The organism is Brevibacterium sediminis, from assembly GCF_013623905.1.
Taxonomy (GTDB): domain Bacteria; phylum Actinomycetota; class Actinomycetes; order Actinomycetales; family Brevibacteriaceae; genus Brevibacterium; species Brevibacterium sediminis.
Window position 1 is genome coordinate 700,271 of sequence record NZ_JABKDD010000001.1, and the last position, 23,683, is coordinate 723,953.

Sequence of the window (23,683 nt, forward strand, 5' to 3'; positions counted from 1 at the left end):
CGAAGCGGTGTCGCAAAATCGAAATCGGGTTTTGTGACGCACTGCACTTATCACGCCATCATTCGAGGTGTGCCACCCGCGAGAGGACGTGCGGTTTGCCGTTCTTCAGGTCGAAGACCGCCGACTCCGCAGCCTCGTGACGACGCCCGGAGGTCAGCGCATAGCCGACCGTGCCGGGCAGCAGGATCGGCTTCGCGAAGGACACATCCCAGCGGTAGGACTCGAGCCGCGGATCCATTGCCGAGAACGCCCGGGAGGCGCTGTACATCCCATGGGCGATCTGCCGTGGGAATCCGAATCCCTTCGCGGCCAGACCGTTGAGGTGGATCGGATTGTAGTCACCGGAGACCTTCGCATAGCGCTGACCGATGATCGGATCCAGACGCCACAGGGCACTGGGCTGCGGCGCCGTGAACTCGAGGTGCGGCACCTGTGCCTTCGGCTTGGCTCCGGAGAGCTTCCGCCCCTTGGCCAAGTACGTCGAGACCTCGTCCATCACGGGACGACCGTCGACCTTCGCCTCGAGCCGGACCTCGATCGTGGTGCCCTTCGTGTGCTCGAAGGGACCGGCGAGCTCGAGGTGGAAGTCCACAACCTCGCCGAGGCGGGCCTGCGAATGCATATCGACGCGATTGTGGATGTGGACCATCCCCATCATCGGCAGCGGCACTTCGGGGTCGGCCAACAGCTGCATGCTCAGCGGGAAGCCGAGGATGTGCAGGTAGCCGGGGTGGACGATATCGTCCAGACCGTGACCGACGACGTGGGCGAAGCCCGCATAGGCGACCGGTTCGAGCGGAATGCTGCGATCGATCGCATGGTCCGGCAGCTCCGGACCGGTGCGCGGGCCCACCGGCAGGGTCTTGAGCAGGGCACGGGCATAGATGGGAAGCATCGAATCCGCCATCATGCACCCACCATGTTCTGACCGCAGACACGCAGCGTCTGTCCGTTGATGCCGCGGGCACCGCTGGATGCGAGGAAGCCGATCGCTTCGGCCACATCGACCGGCTGCCCGCCCTGCTGCAGGCTCGAGAGCCGGCGCGCGACCTGGCGTGTGAGAGTCGGCATCTTCGCGGTCATATCCGTTTCGATGAAGCCGGGTGCCACCGCGTTGATCGCTCCCCCGCGGGCGGCGAAGTCCTCCGCCGAGGAGGCCGTGAGTCCGATGACGCCGGCCTTCGAGGTCGCATAGTTCGTCTGGCCGCGGTTGCCCGCGATTCCCGAGGTCGAGGCCAGGGAGACGACCTGGGCGCCGTCGGCGAAGAGTCCTTTCTCCGCCAGGCGCGCATTGATCATCGTCTGCGCGGCGATGTTGACGGCGATGACAGAATCCCATTTGGCCGCGTCCATGTTCGCCAGCATCTTGTCGCGGGTGATGCCGGCGTTGTGGACGAGGACGTCCACGGGTGCCCCGAGCGCCTCGGCGATCTTGTCCGGGGCATCGGCTGCGGTGATGTCGAGCTGCAGCGACTTGCCGCCGATCCGGTTCATCACCTGCGCCAGCGCCTGCCCTGCCTGCGGCATGTCCACGCCGATGACGTAGGCGCCGTCGCGGGCGAGGTTCTCGGCGATCGCGGCTCCGATTCCACGTGCGGCACCGGTGACCACGGCAGTGCGACCGGCCAGCGGGCCGGCGTCACCGGTGGACATGAATTCGTCCAGGCTCAGCCGCTGACCGGCGTCCGAAGACACCGTGAGGAACTGGCCGGAGACATAAGCGGACTTGCCCGAGAGCAGGAACCACAGGGCCGCATTCACCGAGGGTGCGGTGAGGTCGACGCCGTCGAGCAAGATTCCGTTGGCGGTCGAGCCGGCGCGCATCTCGTGGGCGACGGACCGGGTGAAGCCGGTGATGCCCTGGGCGGTGGCGGCCTGCTCCGGTGTCTGGTTCTGCGCATCCGGTGCCGTCGAGATTGTGATCACTCGACCGCAGGTGGCAAGCGAACGCAGGGCGGCGCCGATTTCGAGCACGACCGGTGACAGGTCAGCCGGGGACTGCGCATCGTCGAGGACGGCGATGACGGCCCGCAGCTTCTCACCGGTCTGTGCGTTGCGGCGGACCTCAAGTCCGTTCTCCAGCAGCTGATCGGCCAGCCCCTGGGCCCCGGGACCGGTGCCGAGGACGAGGACCGGCTTGTTCTCATAGGACGCCGGGGTGGAGCCGAAGCGATTGAGTTCGACCGGCTGCGGCAGACCGAGGGTTTTGGCCACCTGCTTCAGCGGTCCGTTGACGAGGGAGAGATAGGTGTCTTTCATGCTGCCTCCACAATCGCAGTGAGTCCCTGTCCGCCTGCAGCGCAGATCGAGACCAGGGAGCGCTTCTTGCCGGTGGTCTTCAGGTGCTTGGCGGTGCTGGCGATGATGCGTCCGCCGGTGGCGGCGAAGGGGTGGCCGGCGGCCAAGCTCGAGCCCAGCGGGTTGAGCTTGTCGCGGTCGATGGTGCCCAGCGCCGCATCGAGACCGACCTTATCCTTGCAGAACTCTTCGGATTCCCAGGCGGCCAGGTGCGAGAGCACGGTGGAGGCGAATGCCTCGTGGATCTCGAAGACATCGAAATCATCGAAGGTCAGCCCGTTGCGGGCCAGCAGCCGCGGAACTGCGTAGGCAGGGGCCATGAGCAGACCTTCGTCGCCGTCGACGAAATCGACGGCGGCGGCTTCGGCATCGACGAGGCGCGCCAACGGGGTGAAGCCGTGCTCGTCTGCCCAATCCTCACTGCCCAACAGCACCGAGGAGGCGCCGTCGGTCAGCGGAGTCGAGTTGCCGGCGGTCATGGTCGCCTCGGTGGCGAGCTTCCTGCCGAAGACGGGGTTGAGCTTCGCCAGGGATTCCACGGTCGAGTCGGCACGCATGTTCGTATCGCGGCTGACCCCGAGGTACGGGGTGGTGAGGTCATCGAAGAAGCCGGATTCCCATGCCGCGGCGAGGTTCTTGTGGGAGGCCACGGCCAGTTCGTCCTGGGCCTGTCGGCTGATGCCCCAGGCGGCGGTGGTGATCGCCTGATGCTCGCCCATGCTCAAGCCCGTGCGCGGTTCGCCCGTGCTCGGAGCCTGCGGTGCGAGGTAGGCGGGGCGGATCTGGGAGGCGATCTTCGCCTTCTGCACCATCGTCTTCGCACGGGTGAGCTCGAGGAGGATCTCGCGCATCGAATCGTTGATGACGATCGGAGCGTCGGACGTCGAATCCACGCCCGAGGCGATTCCGGATTCGATCTGCCCGGCATTGATCTTGTTGTTGAGGCTGACCACGGCTTCGAGGCCGGTGGCGCAGGCCTGACCGAGATCGAAGGCGGGGGTCGTCGGTGCCAGGGCGGAGCCGAGCACGGCTTCCCGGGTGAGGTTGAAGTCCTTCGAATGCTTGAGGACTGCACCTCCGGCGACCTCGCCGATGTTCTCTCCGGCCAGTCCGAAGCGGGCAACGAGCCCGTCGATGGCCGAGGTGAGCATATCGAGGTTCGTGGCCTTCGAGTACTGCTTGTTCGAGCGGGCGAAGGGAATTCGGTTGCCGCCGAGGATGACGGCGCGGTTGTTGGGAGCGGACATGTGCACCTCCGAGTGGTTGATTTAGCCGATACCGACAGTACCTGATACTGTCGGTTACATGAAATCGATCACAGACGGTCGCTCGACGAGATGGCAGAAGCATCGCGATGAGCGTCGTCGCGAACTTCTGCGTTCCGTGCGGCTCGTCGTCGACGAGTACGGCGACGATATGTCGATGGAGCAGATCTCTGACGCGACCGGGACGTCGAAGTCGGTGCTCTACCGATACTTCACCGACCGGGCAGGTCTGCAGGCGGCCATGGGTGAATGGGCGATGGGCGTCATCGTCCGGTCTCTCGACGAGGCCGCGGCCGCCTCGGCGAAGGGCGAGGGCTCAGCCGCGGCGCAGGAGTCCCTGGCCGCGATGATCCGCGCATTCGTCACGCTCGCCGCGAATTCTCCGAACGTGTATCGCTTCTGCGACACCGCGGTCAACCGGTTCGCGCCCGAGGAGACCGGCGGTTTCTTCAATTCCATTGCCGGGCAGCTGGCCGAACGCCTCGGGCTGAGCGGCGAACAGGCTCGGCTGTGGTCGGCCGGAGCGATCGGTTTCGTCCGCGCCGCCACCGAGACGTGGCTGTCCCGACCGGACCGGCCCGAGGAATTCGCCACCACCATCACCCATTGGCTCTGGGCAACCCTGCCCGAACAACGAGGAGTAGAACAATGAAGCTGTCTCTTGACCCGAAAGCCATCAACGACGTCCTCGACGGACATTGGGCAGAAGCTCGCCGACGCGGGCGGACTCTGGCCGAAGAGCCGTCGACCCATGACGATCCGGCCGATGATCTCGACACCGCACGAGCGAAGACCCTAGACGGGGTCATGATGATGGCCGAGACCGGGCTGCCGATGACCGGGCTGTCACCGGAGATGGGCGGAAAGAACGAACACGCAACGAACGTCGCCGGGTTCGAAGAGACCGTCACGGCCAACCCGAGCCTGCAGATCAAAGCCGGCGTCCAGTTCGGACTCTTCGGCGGAGCGATCCTCCATCTGGGAGACAAGGAGCAGCATCAGAAGTGGCTGCTCGACGCTCAGTCCGGCCGTCTGCTGGGTTCGTTCGCGATGACGGAGATCGGGCACGGCTCCGATGTGGCGAACGTGGCGACCACCGCCACCTACGATGAGGCGACCGAAGAGTTCGTCATCGAGACCCCTTTCCGGGCCGCAACGAAGGAGTACATCGGCAACGCCGCCCGCGATGCCCGGGCCGCCGTCGTCTTCGCTCAGCTCATCACCAAAGGTGTCAAGCACGGGGTGCATGCCTTCTTCGTGCCCGTCCGCGACGAGGCCGGTGAGCCGATGCCGGGAGTCTCGATCGAAGACGACGGCTACAAGGGCGGGCTCAAGGGAGTCGACAATGGTCGCCTCGCCTTCGACTCCGTGCGGATCCCACGCACCAACCTGCTCAATCGCTACGGAGACGTCACCGCCGACGGCACGTACTCCTCCCCCATCGAATCGCCGGGACGCCGCTTCTTCACGATGCTCGGCACCCTGGTCCAGGGTCGTGTTTCGCTCGACGGCGCCTCAGTGGTCGCATCGAAGATCGCCCTCGACATCGCCGTGCGCTACGGACTCGAGCGCAAGCAGTTCACGGCCGGCGATGACTTCGCCGAGACGACTCTGCTCGACTACGGCCAGCATCAGCGTCGCCTCATGCCGGCCCTCGCCGCCGTCTACGCCTCGGCGTTCGCGCACGAGAAGCTGCTGACCTCCTTCGAAGAGGTCTTCGCCGGAGCCGATGACTCCGAGGAGAACCGGGCTCTGCTCGAGACCCGGGCGGCTGCGTTCAAGGCCGACTCGACCTGGATGGCGCTCGACGTCATCCAGGAATGCCGTGAGGCCTGCGGCGGTGCCGGATTCATGGCGGAGAACCGCCTCGTCGGGCTGCGCGCCGACCTCGACGTCTACGTCACCTTCGAAGGCGACAACACGGTGCTGCTGCAGCTCGTGGCCAAGCGCCTCCTCGGCGACTATGCCAAGGAATTCGCGAACCTCGACGTCGGCGGAGCCGCCCGCTTCATCGGCACCCAGGCCGCCGAACATACGCTCTACCGCACCGGTCTGGCCAATGCCGGACGGGCGATCTCGGATGCGCTGACCCCGAACCTCGGCGACAAGCGGATCAGGTCGGGACGCCTGCAGCGGACACTGCTCGAAACGCGACTGGAGGTCATGGTCGCCGGAGTCGCTCAGGCACTGCGACCTGCGACGAAGATGCCGGCCGCGCAGGCGGCCGATCTGTTCAACGTCCACCAGCATGAGCTCATCGAGATGGCACGCGCCTATGTCGAGCTCGAGAAGTGGAAGGCGCTGGACGAGAAGATGAAGGAGCAGACCGACGCCGATCAGGCCAAGGCCTTCCGTCGTCTGCGTGACACCTACGGTCTCGGACTGATCGAGAAGCACATGGCCTGGCACCTCATGTACGGTCGCCTGCCGATGTCGCGTGCACGCCAGATCAACGAGACGCTGAACCGTCTGTGCAAGAAGCTTGCCGCCAATGCCCTCGACCTCGTCGAAGCATTCGGCTACTCGGATGTCCACCGTCGGGCCACCATCGCCTCCGGCGTCGAAGCCGAGCGTCAGGCAGAGGCCGCCGACTACTACCGTCGGGCGCGGGCTCGTCAGGACTTCCCGGTCGACGAGAAGCAGCTGCGCAAGGCCGCGAAGAAGAAGGCGAAGGCCGCCGCACGGTGACCGCAGGCCCGTGATCCGGGCACACCAGAAGACCCCCGCAGCGAACGGTCTGCGGGGGTCTTCTGGTGCTTGGGGAGATTCGGGTCGCCGGCTGGCGACGGTGCTCGCTACCAGCCAGCCCCGACGGTCTCAGTCGGCGAGGAAGTCGGCGAGCACCGCGGAGATCTTCTCTGTCTCGGTGAGGAACCCGTCGTGACCGACCGGGGAGTCGATGATGTGGTGTCGCACTCTCCCCGGCAGCGCCTCGGCGAGGATGCCCACCTGTTCCGGCGGGAACAGCCGATCCGAGGACACGGAGACCACGAGGTTGTCGGTGCAGGCGTCGGCCAGTGCCACCGTGAGGTCGGAGGAGCGACCTCGGCGCACATCGTGGTCGCGCAGGGCACGTGTGAGCACGATATAGCTGTGCGGATCGAACCGGGCGGTGAGCTTCTTGGCCTGATGGTCCAGGTACGAGGTCACCTCGTAGTAGTCCTCCGAACGCAGGCGGCGGGAGAAGCGTTCATTGAGATCGGCATCGTTGCGATACGTCAGGTGCGCGATCTGCCGGGCCAGTCCGAGACCATGACTGGGGAAGCTGCCGACGGCCGAATAGTCTCCGGAGTAGTAGTCGGCGTCGAGTTCGATCGCGCGTTCCTGCATCATCGCCCAGGCGATCTGGTCGGCTTCGCAGAAGGCCGGTGCGGCGATGACCGCACATTTGCGGACCTTCCGGCTGTCCAACAGAGCGAACTCGAGCGCTCGCGCACCACCCATGGATCCGCCGATGACGGCGACCCAGGAGTCGATGCCGAGGATCTGGGCGAGATTGTGCTCCAGACGTGCCATGTCGCGGATCGAGACCCGAGGGAATCGGGAGCCGTAGGCCAGACCGTCATCATAGGACGACTGCGGCCCGGTCGTTCCCGAGCAGCCTCCGAGGGAGTTCGCACACACCACGAAGTACTTGTCGGTGTCGACGGCTTCCCCGGGCCCGACGACACCCGCCCACCATTCGGTGACGCGGGTGTCGCCGGTCAGAGCATGCTCGATGAGGATCGCATTGGACCGGTCGGCGTTGAGGGCGCCGAATGTCTCATAGGCGATCTCGACCGTGCCGAAGGTGTGTCCCGAGTCCGTGCCGAAGCCGAGGATCCGTTCGACGGAAGTGCTCTGGGTGGTCATCTCAGGCCGCGGTCTGCGCCTTCGCCGCAGCTGCCGCGAAGCCCTTGTCGAGGTCGCCGATGATGTCGTCGACACCTTCGATGCCCACGGACAGGCGGACCAGTGCCGGGTTGACTCCGGCCGCCTTCTGGGCTTCCTCGTCGAGCTGAGCGTGCGTGGTCGAGGCCGGGTGGATGACGAGCGAGCGGACGTCGCCGATGTTCGCCACCAGCGAGTGCAGTTCGAGGGCGTCGACGAAGGCCACAGCGGCGTCGTATCCGCCGGCGATGTCGAAGGCGAGCACCGAACCCACGCCGTTCGGCAGGTACTTCTTGGCCAGTCCGTTCCAGGGGCTCGACTCGAGTCCGGCGTAGGCGACGCGGTCGACCTGGCTGTGAGCCTCGAGGTAGGCGGCGACCTTGTTCGCGTTCTCCACGTGGCGCTCGATGCGCAGGCTCAGGGTCTCGATGCCCTGGGCCAGCAGGAATGCGTTCGTCGGACTGAGCGAGGGTCCGAGGTCGCGCAGGCCCTGCACGCGAGCCTTGAGTCCGAAGGACACGTTCACTCCGAAAGCTCCGTCGGCGCCGAGGTCGCGAGCGAAGACGAGTCCGTTGTAGGAAGCGTCGGGTTCATTGAAGCCGGGGAACTTCTCCGGCTGTGCTCCGTAGTCGAAGTTGCCGCTGTCGACGAGGACACCGGCAACGGAGTTGCCGTGGCCGCCGAGGTACTTCGTGGCCGAGTGGAGCACGACGTCGGCGCCGTGTTCGATCGGACGCACGAGGTATGGGCTGGCGAGGGTGTTGTCGACGATCAGCGGCACACCGGCATCGTGAGCGATTCCGGCGATCGCCTCGATGTCGAGGATGTCTGAGCGCGGGTTCGACACGACCTCGCCGAAGAGGAGCTTCGTGTTGTCCTGGATCGCGTTCTTCCACGCCTCATGGTCGTCGACATTGACGAAGGTGGTCTCGATGCCGAGCTTGCGCAGGGTGACGTCGAGGAGGTTGACGGTTCCGCCGTAGAGGCTGGAGCTGGCCACGATGTGGTCACCGGCTCCGGCGACGTTCGTGATCGCGAGGAATGCCGCGGACTGGCCCGAGGCGGTGAGGACGGCGTGGACGCCGCCTTCGAGATCGGCGATGCGGTTCTCGACGACCTCGTTCGTCGGGTTCGTCAGGCGGCTGTAGACGGGGCCGACGTCGGTCAGCGCAAAGCGCGCTGCGGCGTGGTCGACGTCGTTGAACACGAACGAGGTGGTCTGGTGGATGGGCAGGGCGCGCGAACCGGTGGTCGGATCGGGAACCTGTCCGGCATGGATCTGACGGGTTTCGAATGCCTGGGTCATGGTGACTCTCCTGTATGAGTGCGGTGGCGGTGTCGCTGGTTGAGGCGATGTGATGTGTCTACTGTCATCGACTTCGCCGGCTGGCACCCGCCTGTGTGTCATGTTGGCGTCATCGTGTGTCATGTTTCGTCACACCGCGCCGTGCAGTTGTCACACGTGTGCTGTGCCGACGATCACCGGAAGTTCCGCGCCTTCGTCGGCAGCTGCACCTCGAGGGGGACGAGTTTGTGCGCGTAGAGGCTGACCACGTCTCCCCCGCGCTGGATGAGTCCGGTGACGACGAGGGCATTGCGGGAGGTCGCGACCGTGCGGAAGCGTTTCATCAGCCCGGCCGTGGCTACGACGTTGAGCATCCCGAATTCGTCTTCGAGGTTGATGAAGGTGATCCCCGAGGCGGTGGCCGGGCGCTGCCGATGGGTGACGATCGCGGCCACCGTCATCCGGGTTCCGTCCGCCGCACGCGCTGCATCTGCGGTCGATGAGTATCCGCGGGCGCTCAGCGTCTCGCGCATCATCTCCGTGGGGTAGCCGTCGACGGTGATCCCGGTGGAGAAGAGTTCGGCCAAGGTCGTATCGAAGGCGTCCATGGTCGGCAGGCTCGGCGCCGAGTCCACGCTCGCCGTTCCCGGCAGCAGCCCCGGATGGGCACCGGCGACTCCCCCGGCCAGCCACAGGGCCTGCCGTCGGTCGAGGTCGAATCCGGACAGGGCCCCGGCCGTGGCCAGCGATTCCAGGGCCTGCTTGCCGATGCCGGTGCGTTCGGCCAGGTCCGCCACCGAGGCGAAGGGAGCGATCTCGCGTTCGGTCACGATCACCTCGGCGAAGGAGCCGACATGCGCGACCGTGTCCAGCCCCAAGCGGATCCCCAGCTCCCCCGCCGAGGCGGTCGTGTCCTTGTCCTCCCCCGCTGAGGCGGTGTCCCCATCCCCGGCCTCTGCGACCCGTTCGAGGTCCGTGGCCGCCTGGGACCGGCGGATGTCGACGGGCAGGATCGGCACTCCGTGCCGGCGGGCATCGGCGATGAGCGACTGCGGGGAGTAGAAGCCCATCGGCTGGCTGCGCAGCAGACCGGCGGTGAAGGCGGCGTGGTGATGGTATTTGAACCAGGCGGACTGATAGACGAGGTTCGCGAAGCTGATGGCATGCGATTCGGGGAATCCGTAGTTCGCGAAGGCCGCGATGGTGGAGAAGATCGTCTCGGCGGTCTCCGCGTCGACTCCGCGCTCCATGGCTCCGGTACGGAACTTCTCGGCGAGTTCGGCCATCCGCTTCTCCGACCGACGGGAGCCCATGGCCTGCCGCAGCCGGTCGGCATCGGCCCCGGTGAACCCGCCGACGTCGATGGCCATCTGCATGAGCTGCTCTTGGAACAGAGGGACCCCGCAGGTCTTGGCCAAGGACTTCTCGAGCAGCGGGTGGAGGTATTCGACCTCATCCAGACCCTGCCGTCGGCGGATATAGGGGTGGACGGAGCCGCCTTGGATCGGCCCCGGTCGGATGAGGGCGACCTGCACGGCCAAGTCGTAGAACTTCTCCGGGCGCAGCCGGGGCAGGGTGGCCAGCTGGGCGCGGGATTCGACCTGGAAGACCCCGATCGCATCGGCACGGCAGAGCATCTCGTAGACGGCTTCGTCGTCGTCATCGATCTCCGCCCGGTCGATGAGGACCCCAGTATGACGGTGGACGAGTCCGACCATCTCGTGCAGGGCGGTGAGCATGCCCAGACCGAGCAGGTCGAACTTGACCAGGTCCATGGCCGCGCAGTCGTCCTTGTCCCATTGGACGACGGTGCGGTGGCCCATCGTCGCCTTCTCGATCGGCACGACTTCACCGATGGCACGGTCGGCCAGGATCATCCCGCCGGAGTGGATGCCCAGATGGCGCGGTGAGCCGAGCAGATCCTCGGCGACCTTGAGCACCGGTGCGGGCACCGGTGAGTCCTCGGCATCGGGCAGGCTCGACCACCGGTTGCTCGACTTCGAGAACGCATCCTGCTGGCCGGGGGCATAGCCGAGGCTGAAGGCGGCGTCCCGGATAGCCGATTTCGCACGGTAGGTGATGACATTGGCGACCTGGGCGGCCCGGTCACGACCGAAATGGTCGTAGACGTATTGGATGACCTCTTCGCGGCGGCCGGATTCGATGTCGATGTCGATGTCCGGGTACCCCTTGCGGTCCGGGGACAGGAACCGGTCGAAGAGCAGTCCGTGTTTGACGGCGTCGACGGCGGTGATGCCGAGGACGTAGCAGACCGCGGAGTTCGCCGCCGAACCCCGGCCTTGGCAGAAGATGCCCATATTGCGGCAGAACTCGGTGATGTCGAAGACGATGAGGAAGTAGCCGCAGAAGCCCAGTTGGGCGATCATGTCCATCTCCCGGTCCAGCTGCTCCCAGGCCCGCGGGTGCTCTGCTCGGGATCCGTAGCGGGTGCGGCCGCGTTCGGCGATGAGGCCACGCAGATACGTCTCCCCCTCGGTCTCATCGGGCATCGGCGCCTTCGGCAGGTCGGGACGGGCCGAGGAGAGGACGAAGGAGCAGTCCTGACCGATCCGCACCGCATTGTCCACAGCCTGCCGCGGGAATCGCGCGAGCATCTCCTCACCGGTGTGGATGCGTGCGCTCGCCGTCGCCGGCAGCCATCCGGCCAGTTCGTCCAGGGGCTTCCGCGACCGCACCGAGGCACGCACCTGAGCCGACTTCCACTCGGCCCGGGTGGCGAAGTGGACGGCGTTGCTGGCGATGATCGGCAGTCCCGTCCGCTGGGCCAGATCGCCGAGGTGGCGCAGCCTCTCGTCGTCATCCGGGGTTCCGTCCCGGCTGAGTTCGACGGCGACCCGGTCGGGTCCGAAGAGTGCGGTGAGTTCGCGCAGAGCGCTGAGCCCGCCGTCATCGTCGCCCAACGCTCGTCGCAGCGGTCCTTTGCGACAGCCGGTGAGGATCATCCAGTCTCCGTCCTCGGCCGCGAGTTCTTCGAGGTCGAAGAGCGGACGGTTCTTCTCACCGCGCAGGTTCGCCTCGGTGATGATCTGAGAGAGCTGGTGGTAGCCCTCGACACTGCGGGCGAGGACGAGCAGGTGGGTGGCATCGGGATCGGTCTGGCCGGGGATCTTCTCCTGCAATCCCACGGACAGCTCGGAGCCGAACACGGTGTCCAGCCCCACCTCGGCGGCGGCATGGGCGAAGCGGACGGCTCCGTAGAGTCCGTTGTGGTCGGTCAGCGCCAGGGAGCTCAGCCCGGCGGCGGCACCGGCGGCGACGAGCTCCTCGGGGTCGGAGGCTCCGTCGAGGAAGCTGAACTGGGAATGCACATGCAGCTCCGCCCAGTCGACCTGCTTCCGCAGCAGTCCCGGTCCGTGGTTCGGCCCCTGAGCGCTGCCGGCGCCTGTCGGCTCCTGATAACGGCTGCGTCCGTCCGAACCGCCGGGGCCGACCGAGACTTGGTAGCGGTCGGGACGGGAGAACGCAGGGGCGTCGGAGCCGTCGGCGTGCTTGTCGACAGGCTGTGTTCCTGCCGGGTTCTCGCCAGCAGGCTGTTTGTCCGCCGGGGAGGACGGGATGTCCTTGCCTTCGAGGCGGCGCGCCAGCTTCGACCACGGTGTGCGCGGGTTAGAGAATCCCATCGGGATCTCCTCCTCTCAAGTGGGGTCGTTCTCTCGGCTGGGGTCGTTGGTCGGCAGGTTGCCGGTCAGCGGTAACGGCCGGTGAGGTACCACTGACCGTGCTCTTTGCTCAGCAGAAGGGCACGGCCGGCATCGGTGACCACCTGCAGCCGGGTGCGGTAGACGGCTCGGTTCGGGTCCCACCATCCGGATTCGATGGGCCAGGAACCGGAGTAGTCGGTGATGGTCTCGGTCTGCCCGGTGGGGAATCTGATCGTCGCCGGGGCCGCACCCAGACCCGAGGGGCGTGCTTCCACCGGTGAGCCGTCCGCGGCGAGCACGTCGACGGCGGAGTGTTCGACCGTCGTCGGACGGGGTGCGTGCAGAGCACCGGGCCAGGGAGCGGCAGGGCTGCGTTCGGGGACGGCCGCCTGCTGCCACGGGGTCCACAGGTTCGTCTCTGCCGGGTCCCACCCGCCTTGGATGCCCGGAACCAGGACGGCATCGGGACCGAACAGTCCCTGCAGACGCTCGAGCGTATGGGTGATCTGCCCGGTGTTCTCGTCGAACAGGCTGCGTGTGGCACCGATCGGGGTGGTCAGTTCGGCCGCGATGAGGCGCAGCGCGATGATGCCATCCTCGGAGAAGTCCGCGGCGTCGGGTGCCGGCTCGTCGACGATGTCGAGTTCCTGCGGGTCAGGCTGTGCCGTGCGGGGATTCTGTCCCGGAGGCGAACCCCGGCCCACTCCCGCCAGCCAGCCTTCGGCCTGCCACCGCAGGCGGTCGGCGATCGCGTTCTCCTGCATGTCCTCGATCCGCCAGGTCCGGGACGAGGACTGGCCGCCCGCGGCATCGAGTTCGATCGTGATCTGGGTGCAGACCAGCCCCTGTCTGCGCACCTTGGCCAACAGGTCGGCACCGAGCTGGCGGGCGAGGAAGCCGAGGGTGTCGCTGCGGGTCGTCGGGGCATCGAGGTCGAGTTCGACGTCGAGCTGTTCGCCGCGGACATGATCGGCGAGCGGGGCTCCTGCCCGCCCGGAGGCCAGGTCGTGCAGATGCCGACCGAAGGCGCCGAAGCGTGCGTTCACGTCTTGGGTCGCGAGGCGGGCGAGGTCACCGAGGGTGCGCAGCCCCAGCTGCAGGAAGACCTCGATCAGCGCGGTCGCCTCGGCGCCGGCGTATTCCAGGGTGGTGATCGGCTGGGCGGAGAGGAAGTCCACGGTCTGTCCGGGTTCGACGCGGCGCGCCTGTCCGGCGGCGAGGACCGCGGCGAAGACGGTGTCCGCGATCCCGGGGAAGAACTCCCATCCGGTGTCATCGACAAGCGCCGAGACCAGTGTCTCGACCGCATCGGCTTCGTCGGCGTAGCCGTGTCTGAGCGAGTCGAGAGGGATCGCCAATGTTCCCGGGCTGAGCAGGGTGAACCTGGCGACGAGGTTGTCGAGGGCACCGACGCCGGCACTGAAATGTCGGTTGTCGGCCTCTTCGTCCCAGACCGCGATGTGGGCTTCCGGACAGCGGTATCCCACGGCGCGTTTGTTGTTCCCGGCGGTGATTCCGGCGGCACGGGCCGGAGCATCGGCGGCGATGACCTTGCCGGCGTGGAGGACCGCGACAGGGCGGCCCGGTGCGATGTCGTGTTCGACCGCTGCGGCCACCGCCGGCCAGTCGGGAACAGTGAGCACGAGGGTGCGGCCGGACTCATCCGACATGGCTGATCACCTGCCGCAGCTGTCTGATCGTCGACCACCGAGGATCGTCGTCCGTGCCCGTGGCCGGATCTGTGCCCAGATCCGTTGTCGGGGCCTTGGACGCTCCGCCGTCTGCCACCACTTCCAGCGTCCCCGCGGGGACGCTGGCGGGAGTTCCTGACGGTCCCGGCAGCAGGAACCGGTGGGTTCCCGTCTGTGAACGAGCGCGGACGAGGCAGGACTGCAGACGGCCGTGACCGTGTTCGGCACCCGACCAGCGGGTGTCGGTGATCTCGATCTGCTCCGTACTGCCGGAAAGAGGTCGGAGGCTGATGAGGCTCATTCGTCGTTCACGGATCTTCGCCAGGAGTCGGGCCCGTTCCGAAGCACTCGGGGCGAAGCCGGGGTCGACGAGGATGATGTCGAAGGATTCGATGAGGATCGAAGCCACTCGCAGCCAGTCCTCACCAGGGGTCGCGAGGTTGACGAAATGGTCGAGATCGACACCGAGGTCGGCGATCGAGGACACGGACGGTTCGCCGAGCCCGATGCCGGCACACCACTTCTGCTCCCGGGTCGCCGCAGCGATCGTCGCCAGGCCGCAGCTCAGCGACAGGTCACCGGTGACAGTGACGAGTTCCCCACGCGGCAGACCGCCGCGACGGAACAGCGGAGAGAGCACAGGATCCACCGGATGAGGTGGGATCTTGTCGAACAGTGCCGCAGCCGTGGAGATCCCCGTCTCCCGACTGAGCTGTTCGATGACCGGTGCTGTTGACATGACATCCATTATCGAACTGGTGTTCTAAATTGGCAAGATTCAGACAACAGCTTTGCTTTCCCGGGCGTGTCGCCATTCGGCTTCGAACATCCATGCGATACAGAGGCCGAGGTCAAAGCCGTAACCGCCGCCGACAGTGCCGGGATCGGCCGCTTTCGTGATCTGCCTGACCTTGGCAACGCGAACCGCCGTGTTGAACATCATCCGTCCCCTCATCCGGCTTTCCAGAGGAAGCAGCTGGGAGCCGTCGGGCAAGTAGAAGGCAAAGGCGGCGGGACCGCGCATCGCTCCAGCGAAGTCCGCTCCGGTGCGTTCGATGCGCAGCTGGTATTTGTGCACCACGGTGTGATGTCTGCGACAGAGCAGGATGAGATTGTCCATATCGGTCCTCCCGCCCTGCGACCAGGGGCGGATATGGTGGGCATCGCATCGCCTGCGGGCGCGACAGCCGGGGAATTGGCAGCAGACATCACGCACACTCAGCGCCATTCGCTGTCGTCTGCTCACCAGACGCTTCGAGCGCCCGAGCATGAGGACGTCACCTCCGGCATCCTTGATCGCCCCGCTGATCAGCGCCTCACAGCTCAGGCGCTCCGCCGTCGCCGCAGTGATGCCGCCGAACCCTTCGATCCGGCAGGTCGTATCCGCGCCTCCGCTCGACGTCCCCGCGGGAACGTTTCCCTCGACTCCTGCCGGACCGTCCGGTTCGCCTTCCGTCCCCGCGGGGACGCAGACGGCGGTCGGCTTTGCGGGGATGCTGAGCAGAGGGGGCTTGAACGCGGGCGCGGCTTCCATCGTGGCGCCGCTGCGGGTGATCACCTCTGCGGAGGCATGAACGAGCAGTCGGGCACGATCGGCGTCGATCGAACCCGTGGGCTCGGCACGAGGGAAGGCGTGGATGATCTCCATCAGGCACATGACCTGGGAGACCGGCTCATAAGGAGCCTCGTCCGCTTTGCCACCCTCGCCCGCAGCCCCATCCCCATCGGAACCGCCATCATGGACGGGACGTTCGAGAACCTGGCGGGCGGCGTCGAGCATCGCGGCGATCTCTGCGGCGTCGTCTTCCTCGAGTTCGATCGTGATCCGGGTCCGACCGGGTGCCACCTGACGCATGCTCACACTGTCCTGAGCCAGGTACAGAGGGAACGGGCCGTTGTCGATCTTGTCGGCCAGCTGCTGGTAGTTCTGCGAGATCCGGCTGATCTGGCTGCCGGTGGCGAGGGTGGCCAGACGCAGCGCCTCATCGTCGCCGATCCGCTCCCCCAGTCGGGTCACTTCCCTCACCTTTGAGAAGCTGATATCACCGCCCGCCAGACTCTTCTTCACTTTCGGCATGTCCCGCAGAGCCCTCATCACGCGCACATACTCGCGAGCCGTGTGCATGCTCACCGACGCCACATGCATCACCCACTCGGTCAGGGTCTTCACACCGACCCATTCCGCCCACAATCCCCGCCTCTCGACCTCGTCGATGAGGGTGATGACGCGGGCATGGCAGAAGGAGATGCATGAGATGCTGCGCCGGATATCCGTCACGATCTGCTCACAGGTGAGGGTGCTGGGGTCCACATCGGCGTCAGCCCCTCCATAGTCCTTCGGATCCACGCTCAATCGCTCGAGCTCCGCGGTCTCGGCTGCGCGCGGTCGCGTCGATTCCTGTGCAGCCGAACTCGCTCCTGCCTCATCCCACCGAGCCGTGTTCTGCTGTCCCCTGCCCCACGGTCCCGAGCCTGCCCATGCCTGAGCGGACGGAATTCCGCTCTGGCTTGCCGAGGCCACGGCCGCTTCCCTCACACGTCTTTCCCATTCCATGTCCTCGCCCCACGGATCGACCTGATCTTCGTCGTGCATGGCGTCCCTCCTCGTGCCGTTCGGCCCCGCAGCCCCCATGACCACCGACCGTGCTCCCACTCTAGAACTCGGCACTGACACGAGAATTCCCTCTAATGCAAGCCGAACTGATTATTCATTGATTATCTTCGATTCATTTTCGTTTCTGCTGGTGATGGCTGCACACTTGCCGAAGCCACCGCAACCTGCTCCCGTCGACGCGCTCGTGTCAGTGCGTCCGGGTAGGGTGGCGTCATGACCGACGGCACAAACGGCAGTTCGGCCCGCGAAGCGGCCACGCGTGATTCCTATGATGCGATCGCCCGGACCTACACGGAATGGGTCGCCGATGAGCTCACCGCCAAACCGCATGACCGTGCCGTCCTCGGGGCCTTCTCCGAGCTCGTCCTCGGCACCGGCTCAGCGGAGGTCCTCGACCTGGGCTGCGGGCCCGGTCGCATCACCACGTTCCTCGCCGCCCTCGGGCTCGAGCCGCGCGGACTCGACCTCTCCCCTGCCATGATCGAACTCGCTCAGGGCCTCTATCCGACGCATCAGTTCGACGTCGGGTCGATGACCGCCCTGCCCTATGCCGCTGAGTCCTTCTCCGGTCTCGTCGCCTGGTACTCGACGATCCACGTCCCGGACGATGAGCTTGTCCTCACCTTCGCCGAGGCGGCCCGTGTCCTGCGTCCGGGCGGTTGGTTCCAGTTGGCGTTCCAGCTCGGGGACCGGGTTGATCACTTCTCCGATCTCGCCGGCTTCGACGTCGATCTCGACTTCCACCGCCGCTCGATCGATGACGTGATCACCGCGCTCGAACCGCACGGCTTCATTCCTGCCTCCCGCCTCGAACGCGAACCCGACCGGACCGGTCGCTTCCCGGAGGCGACCAGGCAGGGGTACCTCCTCGTTCGTAAGGCCGGCCTCTGAGGTGAGAAGATGAGGGTGATATGAACATCGACATCGTCTTCCACACTCCCGAGATCCCCGGCAACACCGGAAACGCCATCCGGCTCGCCGCGGTCACCGGAGCCCATCTGCATCTCGTCGAGCCCCTCGGCTTCGACCTCTCCGACGCGAAGCTGCGCCGAGCCGGTCTCGACTATCACGACCTCGCCCATGTCACCGTCCATCCTTCGATCGACGAACTCTGGGGCCACCTCGGCGAACGTCGGGTGATCGCGTTCAGCACGCATACGGACAATTCCTTCGCCGATGTGGACTACCAAGACGGTGATGTCCTCGTCTTCGGACGCGAGTCGACAGGACTGCCCGACGAAGTCGTCAACGACGAGCACGTGGATATGACCGTGCGGATTCCGATGCTTCCGGCACGCCGTTCGCTCAACCTGGCGAATTCGGCATCCATCGCCATCTACGAAGCCTGGCGTCAACACGGCTACGCAGGGGCCTGAACCCGCGTAGACTTCTTCGCGAACGCTTTACCTGAAAGGACCACTATGACCGCAAAGGTGCTCACTGTCGCCGGATCCGATGTCTCCGGAGGAGCCGGACTCGAAGCCGATCTGAAGATGTTCGACGAATACGGGGCCTTCGGCACTGCCGTCGTCACCTGCATCGTCACTTTCGATCCCGATGACGGATTCGCCCATGTCCTCGAGTTCATCGAGCCCGAGGTCGTCACCCGTCAGCTCGAATCGACGCTGGCCGTGCACGAGTTCACCGCCATCAAGTCCGGCATGCTCGGCTCCGTCGACTCGGCACTGGTCCTCGCCGAAGAGCTGAAGACCAATGATCTGCCGTACGTCTTCGATCCTGTGCTCGTGTGCAAGGGCGCAGGCACCATGGTCGATCTCAAGGATCTCTTCGTCGAGAACCTCGTGCCTCTGGCCACCGTCGTCACCCCGAACCTCGAAGAGGCCGCGACCCTGGCCGGGGTCGTCCCCATCGACTCCGTCGAGGGCATGGTCGAGGCCGCGAAGATCATCCACGGGCAGGGCGCGAAGAACGTCGTCGTCAAGGGCGGAGCCCGTCTCGCCGGGGACGATGCCATCGACATCCTCTTCGACGGTGAGACCGTGACGACTCTGCGCTCGCGCAAGGTCAACAACAAGCTCGTCAACGGCGCAGGATGCTCCTTCGCCTCCTCGATCGCGGCAGGAATCGCCACCGGTCTCGACATCAAGGACGCTGTCGTCTCCGCCAAGGAGAAGGTCGCTCACGGAATCGCGAACTGCCTCGACAATGCCACCGGCGTCGCTTCGCTCTACCATCCGGCGGCACGGGTGAGTCCCTCCTCCGAGGTCTCAGTCACCGTCGACTGATCACTGTTGCCAGGGTTGCGTCCCCGCGGGGACGCAACCCTGGCACGGTTCCGCGGAGCCGTCGTAACGGACAGAACTGTCGTAACGGACACTGCGGCCCGCAGACAGCAGATTGCCCCGCACACCTGATCGGTGTGCGGGGCAATCTGAATTAAGCTGTTGGAACGCCCGAGATCAGCGCTTGCCGAAGCCCTTGTAGCGGTCCTTGAACTTCTCCACGCGGCCGGCGGAGTCGAGGATGCGCTGCTTGCCCGTGTAGAACGGGTGCGAAGCGGACGAGATCTCGACGTCGATCACGGGGTAGGTGTTGCCGTCTTCCCACTCGATGGTCTTCTCGCTCTTAGCGGTGGAGCGGGTGAGGAACTTGGTGCCGGAAGCCAGATCGTTGAATACGATCGGTGCGTATTCCGGGTGGATGTCCTTCTTCATTTTCTTACCTCTGCTGAATTCTTTCAGGCGCCTGATATGAGTTGAACTCATCTGCCAGTGCCCGAATTCGTCTGCTGGACACACTCCGAACCGTAGGAACCGGACACGGAGCGACAATCGATTCTAACTGATGGGCCCGGACAAAGCGATTCGACACGGATCTCCTAAACTGTGGCCATGACCACGAAGGAACGCCTCTCCGCTCAGTTCACTCTCCGACCCGCCGCCACCGCCCCCGAACTCATGGCCGAATCGACGGCCACCGCCTTGTCCGCGGTATCCGGCGAAGTCGACGTCTTCGATATCGATCCGCAGATCGCCGATACCGCTGCTCTCCTCGATGCCACGGATCTGCCTCCGGCGACCTCGGCGAACTGCGTTCTCGTCGCCGGCTCGCGGGGCGGCGAGGAGCGGATCGCCGCCTGCATGGTGCTGGCGAACACCCGCGCCGACGTCAACAAGCGGGTCAAGAAGCTCCTCGATGTCCGCAAGGCCTCGTTCCTGCCGCTCGAACGCGCCGTGAACGAATCGGGGATGGAGTACGGCGGCATCGGACCGATCGGCCTGCCGGAGAATTATCGGGTGCTCATCGACTCCCGCGTTGCGGAGGCCGACGAACTCATCATCGGTTCCGGTATCCGCGGCTCCAAGCTGCTCCTCTCCGGATCCGCACTCGCGTCCCTGCCCGGCGCCGAGGTGATCGAGGATCTCGCGAACGAGATCGGCTGACCGTGGCGCTCGGTCCCGCGCCGTCCGTCAGCCAGATACTGCCCGTCAGTTCAGTCCCGCTCGTTCGATGACGTAGTCGATGAGCGGGGCGTAGAGGTTTGGCACCACATCATCGTCCAAGGGGATGGTGGCTTCGATCTGCCCCTGCGCCTCGGCGACGAAAAGGGCGGGATCGTTGCAGTCGGCGTAGCCGATAGTTCGCAGTCCCCGGCTCGAGGCAGCACCAGCCCAACCATGATCGGCCACAACGAGGTCCGGGGCCGACCCGCCGCGGGCGGCGAAGTCGTTGAGCAGCGCATGCATCGGTTCGGCCAGGTGGGTGTGCGGGCTGCCGCCATGCTGGTGCCAGGTCCACACATTGTGGATCTGACGGACGTCGCCGCCGATCTCCGGGACCGGGATGAAGTGATCACGGGTGTCGATGACGGCGCCGGCGTTTTTCGCCGCGGCGGCAATTGCCATATGCACGGGCAGCAGTCCTGCCGGATGTCCGGTGGCGAAGAGGATCCGGCCGCCGGCGCGGGCGACCTGGCCGACCGCCTCGGCGAGCTTCTCCAGAGCGTCGATGCAGCCTTCGGTGGAGATCGTGTCCACGCCTTCGACGAACTCGGGATCGGGCCGCAGGCCGCAGCGTTCGACCATGAGCGCGAACACTGAGTCATAGTCCCAGTCGCGGGTGAGTTCGACGCCGAAGTCGAATTGGCGTTCCTGTTCGAGGAACCGGTGGATGTGCGAGAGGTTGTTCTCTCTCGGTGTGGCGACCTCCCCGGTGATCCGTCCGGCTTCAAGAGCAAGGGCTAGGGTGCTGCGGTCCACTGGGGTCCTCTCCGTCATGACTGCGGGAATGATCACTGTCTTTCTGAGACGATCATACGGATGATGAGCGCGATCATCAGTTCCTTCTCGGAAGGTTCACTCATCGCGACCAGCAGCGTCATCGCTGCCAGCGCATTGTTGTCGACTCGCCTGTTGCCATCGGGGTCGATCAGCGCGCCGTTGCGGTCAAGGAAGGTGACGAACAGCGCCGCGGCGCTGCGCTTGTTGCCGTCGGAGAGGGGGTGGTCTTCTCTTCGGCGGTCGGATAGAGTTCGTGGTCTCCGAACCCCTGATAGATCGCCCCGATGACAGCCCCTAGAGCATCGCCTCGTTCCCTCCCCAGCAATTTATCGTCGGGAAATGCCAATGACAGTCCGCCGATGATTCTGCGTGCTTCTTCCAGGGTCAATTCCCATCCAGGCACGGAGCTCGATTTCGACGACAAGTATCCTTCGTCATAATCTCTGAGCATGGTGAGACTTGGCAGGTACGTTGACAGTACGTCGGCAACCCCCGCAACCAATTCATCCTGCGACCTCGTCAGCACGCTGACAATCTTTCCCAATTCTGACAACCGCCGTTGGTTGACGGCGGTTCCTTCGATCGCATAGCGATGAAGGACATCGTTTGCCCAACGGCGAAATCGCGCTCCTTCCGACGACTTCACTCGAAATCCCACCGACAGGACCATGTCGAGGCTGTAGTGCTCAACCATACGTGTGACGGTTCGGGCGCCTTCTTTCTGAACTGTCGCAAATTTTGCGACAGTTGGCTCACCGTCGACTTCCTCCCGCAGAGCGTTGTTGATATGTTTGCCGATCGTCTTCACATCACGTCCGAACAGATGCGAAAGCTGATGCCGTGTCAGCCAAACGGTATCGGAATCAGTGCGCACCTCGAGCGCGGCGTCACCGTCAGCGGTCGGATACAGCTCAATCGAATTGCTCATAATCAAACGTCAAAGTGCGCCACTGACACGGCTCAATCGTCCTGCAGGGCGAAGCAGGTGACCGCCGAGGCGGCCGCGACGTTGAGGGAGTCCACTCCCCCGCTCATGGGGATCATCACGGTCGAGTCACAGGCGGCGATCGTCGATCGCCTGAGTCCTTCGCCTTCAGTGCCGAAGACGACCGCGGTGCGCTCCGGTGCCGAGGCGGCGAAGTCGCGCAGCCCCACAGAATCATCGTCGAGTGCCAGGGCGGCCACGTGGAAGCCGGCGTCGTGCAGGGCAGAGATTCCGGCGGGCCACGGGTCGATGCGCGTCCACGGCACCTGGAACACCGTGCCCATGGACACACGGATCGACCGGCGATAGAGCGGATCGGCGCAGCGCGGGGTCACGAGCACGGCGTCGACTCCGAATGCGGCCGCGGAGCGGAAGATGGCGCCGACGTTCGTATGGTCGACGATGTCTTCGATGACGACGAGTCGCCTGGCATCGGCGATCAAGGAGGAGACCGGAGCCGGAGCGGGGCGGCCCATGGCGGCCAGAGCTCCTCGGTGGAGGTGGAATCCGGTCAGGGACTCCATAGCGGCATCCGTGCCGATGAAGATCGGCACATCGCTCTCAGCGATGATGTCGGCCAGGTCGAACAGCCATTTCGGGCTGGTGAGGAACGACCGAGGCGAGAGGCCGGCTGCATGAGCGCGGCGGATGATCTTCGAGGATTCGGCGATGAACAGCCCCTCGGCGGGTTCACGGACGCTGCGCAGGGCGACATCGGTCAGCTGCGTGTAGTCGCGCATGCCCTCGAGGCGCCCGTGCAGGGCATCGCCGGAATCATCGCCCTGGCTCCCAGAAGTCAGGTCCGCCTCGTCGAAGAAGCGCAGACGCTCGACGGCGATCCCGAGCTCAGCGGACCGATCGATGACCTGCTGGCGGGTCATGGGTGCCTTGGCCGGAGTGTTCACAGCGTGCTCCCGTTCACAGCGGAATTCCGTTCACAGCGTGAGGATCCTCCAGATCGCGACGAGTCCGAGGGCCACGATGACGGCGCGCAGCAGCACGGGCGAGAACTTCCGCCCGATTCGGGCACCGAAGTACCCGCCGATGAGTGAGCCGATGGCGATGCAGACAACGGCGATCCAGTTGATCCGGTCGTGGCCGACGATGATGTACGTGCTTGCCGAGACCGTATTGACGACGAGGACGAGGACGTTCTTCAGCCCGTTGAGTCGCTGCAGATCATCGGGCAGCAGCAGACCGAGCAGGGCGATGAGGATGATGCCCTGGGCGGCGGCGAAGTAGCCGCCGTAGATCGCGGTGAGGAAGACGACGATGAGCACGGCGATGTACCGGCCCGTGGACAGGCGATCCCCCGCCTTGGCGGCCCGATGCTCGACGCCGGCGGCCTCGGCCCGGCGCAGGGACCGGTTCTTCAGGTAGCGGGAGAGGTACGGCTGCCCGACCACCATGATCAAGGCCACGACGAGGAGGACCGGCACGATCGTCTCGAAAGCATCCTCGGGCAGGTGCAGCAGCAGATACGCACCGGTCAGCGACCCGAGCAGAGAGGCGGGAACGTATCCGAGAATCCGTTTCCACTGCCCTCGCAGCTCTTCACGGTATCCGAACGAGGAGGCGATATTGCCGGGGATGAGACCGACAGCGTTGCTCATCGTCGACACCACCGGCGGCACTCCGAAGGCGACGAGCGCCGGGAAGGTGATGAGCGTTCCGGAGCCGACGACGGCGTTGATGCCGCCTGCCGCGATTCCGGCGACGATGACAAGGCCGATCTGCCACGGTTCGAGGCTCAGGTTCGCCAGGAACTCCAT

Annotated in this window: 20 protein-coding genes; 6 read left to right on the forward strand and 14 right to left on the reverse strand. The window is 65.4% G+C overall.

Annotated features, from left to right (window positions below; genetic code table 11):
• Positions 1 to 58 precede the first annotated feature (58 nt).
• Genes HK108_RS03285 through HK108_RS03295 form a run of 3 tightly spaced genes read right to left on the reverse strand, consistent with a single transcriptional unit; the run spans position 59 to position 3,545 of the window.
• Positions 59 to 895 carry a MaoC family dehydratase gene (locus HK108_RS03285; protein WP_229663926.1) on the reverse strand — a complete coding sequence of 279 codons (837 nt, stop codon included), beginning with the start codon at positions 893 to 895 and terminating at the stop codon, positions 59 to 61.
• 11 nt (positions 896 to 906) lie between these two features.
• Positions 907 to 2,259: a 3-oxoacyl-ACP reductase gene (locus tag HK108_RS03290; RefSeq protein WP_181270507.1), complete on the reverse strand. Its 1,353-nt coding sequence runs from the start codon at positions 2,257 to 2,259 to the stop codon at positions 907 to 909.
• Positions 2,256 to 3,545 (reverse strand): acetyl-CoA C-acetyltransferase, encoded by a 1,290-nt coding sequence (locus tag HK108_RS03295; protein WP_139467251.1) that lies wholly within the window; start codon positions 3,543 to 3,545, stop codon positions 2,256 to 2,258. The genes HK108_RS03290 and HK108_RS03295 overlap by 4 nt, the downstream gene beginning before the upstream one ends.
• Positions 3,546 to 3,603: 58 nt before the next feature.
• On the opposite strand from HK108_RS03295, the gene HK108_RS03300 reads away from it, so the two are divergent.
• Both HK108_RS03300 and HK108_RS03305 read left to right on the forward strand, forming a co-directional pair.
• Positions 3,604 to 4,215 (forward strand): TetR/AcrR family transcriptional regulator, encoded by a 612-nt coding sequence (locus HK108_RS03300; protein WP_139467252.1) that lies wholly within the window; start codon positions 3,604 to 3,606, stop codon positions 4,213 to 4,215.
• The gene (locus HK108_RS03305; protein ID WP_172169554.1) at positions 4,212 to 6,251 is read left to right on the forward strand and encodes an acyl-CoA dehydrogenase family protein; all 2,040 of its coding nucleotides are present in this window, start codon (positions 4,212 to 4,214) and stop codon (positions 6,249 to 6,251) included. The genes HK108_RS03300 and HK108_RS03305 overlap by 4 nt, the downstream gene beginning before the upstream one ends.
• Before the next feature lie 129 nt (positions 6,252 to 6,380).
• Here HK108_RS03305 and metX read toward each other — a convergent pair whose 3' ends face one another.
• The 6 genes from metX to HK108_RS03335 form a co-directional block, all read right to left on the reverse strand.
• A complete protein-coding gene (gene metX / locus HK108_RS03310; protein WP_139467254.1) occupies positions 6,381 to 7,415 on the reverse strand; it encodes a homoserine O-acetyltransferase MetX in 1,035 nt (344 codons plus the stop codon).
• Between the two features lies 1 nt (position 7,416).
• A complete protein-coding gene (locus HK108_RS03315) occupies positions 7,417 to 8,739 on the reverse strand; it encodes an O-acetylhomoserine aminocarboxypropyltransferase/cysteine synthase family protein (RefSeq protein WP_139467255.1) in 1,323 nt (440 codons plus the stop codon).
• A 173-nt stretch (positions 8,740 to 8,912) separates the two neighbouring features.
• Complete coding sequence (locus HK108_RS03320) at positions 8,913 to 12,359, reverse strand: error-prone DNA polymerase (protein WP_139467256.1); 3,447 nt, start codon at positions 12,357 to 12,359, stop codon at positions 8,913 to 8,915.
• A 65-nt stretch (positions 12,360 to 12,424) separates the two neighbouring features.
• Positions 12,425 to 14,050, reverse strand: coding sequence for a Y-family DNA polymerase (locus HK108_RS03325; RefSeq protein ID WP_181270508.1), 1,626 nt, complete (start codon positions 14,048 to 14,050; stop codon positions 12,425 to 12,427).
• A complete protein-coding gene (gene imuA' / locus HK108_RS03330) occupies positions 14,040 to 14,810 on the reverse strand; it encodes a DnaE2-dependent mutagenesis accessory factor ImuA' (protein WP_229663927.1) in 771 nt (256 codons plus the stop codon). Before imuA' ends, HK108_RS03325 begins: the two co-directional genes overlap by 11 nt.
• 39 nt (positions 14,811 to 14,849) lie before the next feature.
• Positions 14,850 to 16,664, reverse strand: coding sequence for an HNH endonuclease signature motif containing protein (locus HK108_RS03335; RefSeq protein WP_181270509.1), 1,815 nt, complete (start codon positions 16,662 to 16,664; stop codon positions 14,850 to 14,852).
• A gap of 234 nt (positions 16,665 to 16,898) precedes the next feature.
• Here HK108_RS03335 and HK108_RS03340 point away from each other — a divergent pair, with 234 nt between their 5' ends.
• From HK108_RS03340 to thiD, 3 genes are read left to right on the forward strand one after another with little or no spacing between them, the layout of a single operon-like run.
• On the forward strand, positions 16,899 to 17,576 hold the full coding sequence (locus HK108_RS03340) for a class I SAM-dependent methyltransferase (protein ID WP_181270510.1): 678 nt from the start codon (positions 16,899 to 16,901) through the stop codon (positions 17,574 to 17,576).
• Between the two features lie 20 nt (positions 17,577 to 17,596).
• Positions 17,597 to 18,061 (forward strand): tRNA (cytidine(34)-2'-O)-methyltransferase, encoded by a 465-nt coding sequence (locus tag HK108_RS03345; RefSeq protein WP_181270511.1) that lies wholly within the window; start codon positions 17,597 to 17,599, stop codon positions 18,059 to 18,061.
• 45 nt (positions 18,062 to 18,106) lie between these two features.
• On the forward strand, positions 18,107 to 18,931 hold the full coding sequence (thiD, locus tag HK108_RS03350; RefSeq protein WP_139908057.1) for a bifunctional hydroxymethylpyrimidine kinase/phosphomethylpyrimidine kinase: 825 nt from the start codon (positions 18,107 to 18,109) through the stop codon (positions 18,929 to 18,931).
• A 174-nt stretch (positions 18,932 to 19,105) separates the two neighbouring features.
• Here the strand turns inward: thiD and HK108_RS03355 are convergent, their stop codons facing one another.
• Positions 19,106 to 19,360: a type B 50S ribosomal protein L31 gene (locus HK108_RS03355; protein ID WP_101544255.1), complete on the reverse strand. Its 255-nt coding sequence runs from the start codon at positions 19,358 to 19,360 to the stop codon at positions 19,106 to 19,108.
• Between the two features lie 177 nt (positions 19,361 to 19,537).
• On the opposite strand from HK108_RS03355, the gene HK108_RS03360 reads away from it, so the two are divergent.
• On the forward strand, positions 19,538 to 20,089 hold the full coding sequence (locus tag HK108_RS03360; RefSeq protein ID WP_181270512.1) for a YbaK/EbsC family protein: 552 nt from the start codon (positions 19,538 to 19,540) through the stop codon (positions 20,087 to 20,089).
• A 45-nt stretch (positions 20,090 to 20,134) separates the two neighbouring features.
• Here HK108_RS03360 and HK108_RS03365 read toward each other — a convergent pair whose 3' ends face one another.
• The 4 genes from HK108_RS03365 to HK108_RS03380 form a co-directional block, all read right to left on the reverse strand.
• Positions 20,135 to 20,905, reverse strand: a complete 771-nt coding sequence (locus HK108_RS03365) for a phosphatase (protein WP_229663928.1) — start codon at positions 20,903 to 20,905, stop codon at positions 20,135 to 20,137.
• 169 nt (positions 20,906 to 21,074) lie between these two features.
• A complete protein-coding gene (locus tag HK108_RS03370; RefSeq protein ID WP_219922134.1) occupies positions 21,075 to 21,854 on the reverse strand; it encodes a virulence RhuM family protein in 780 nt (259 codons plus the stop codon).
• Positions 21,855 to 21,886: 32 nt separating this feature from the next.
• Positions 21,887 to 22,792, reverse strand: coding sequence for a TrmH family RNA methyltransferase (locus tag HK108_RS03375; protein WP_181270513.1), 906 nt, complete (start codon positions 22,790 to 22,792; stop codon positions 21,887 to 21,889).
• A gap of 54 nt (positions 22,793 to 22,846) precedes the next feature.
• Positions 22,847 to 23,683, reverse strand: a complete 837-nt coding sequence (locus HK108_RS03380; RefSeq protein ID WP_139467267.1) for a sulfite exporter TauE/SafE family protein — start codon at positions 23,681 to 23,683, stop codon at positions 22,847 to 22,849.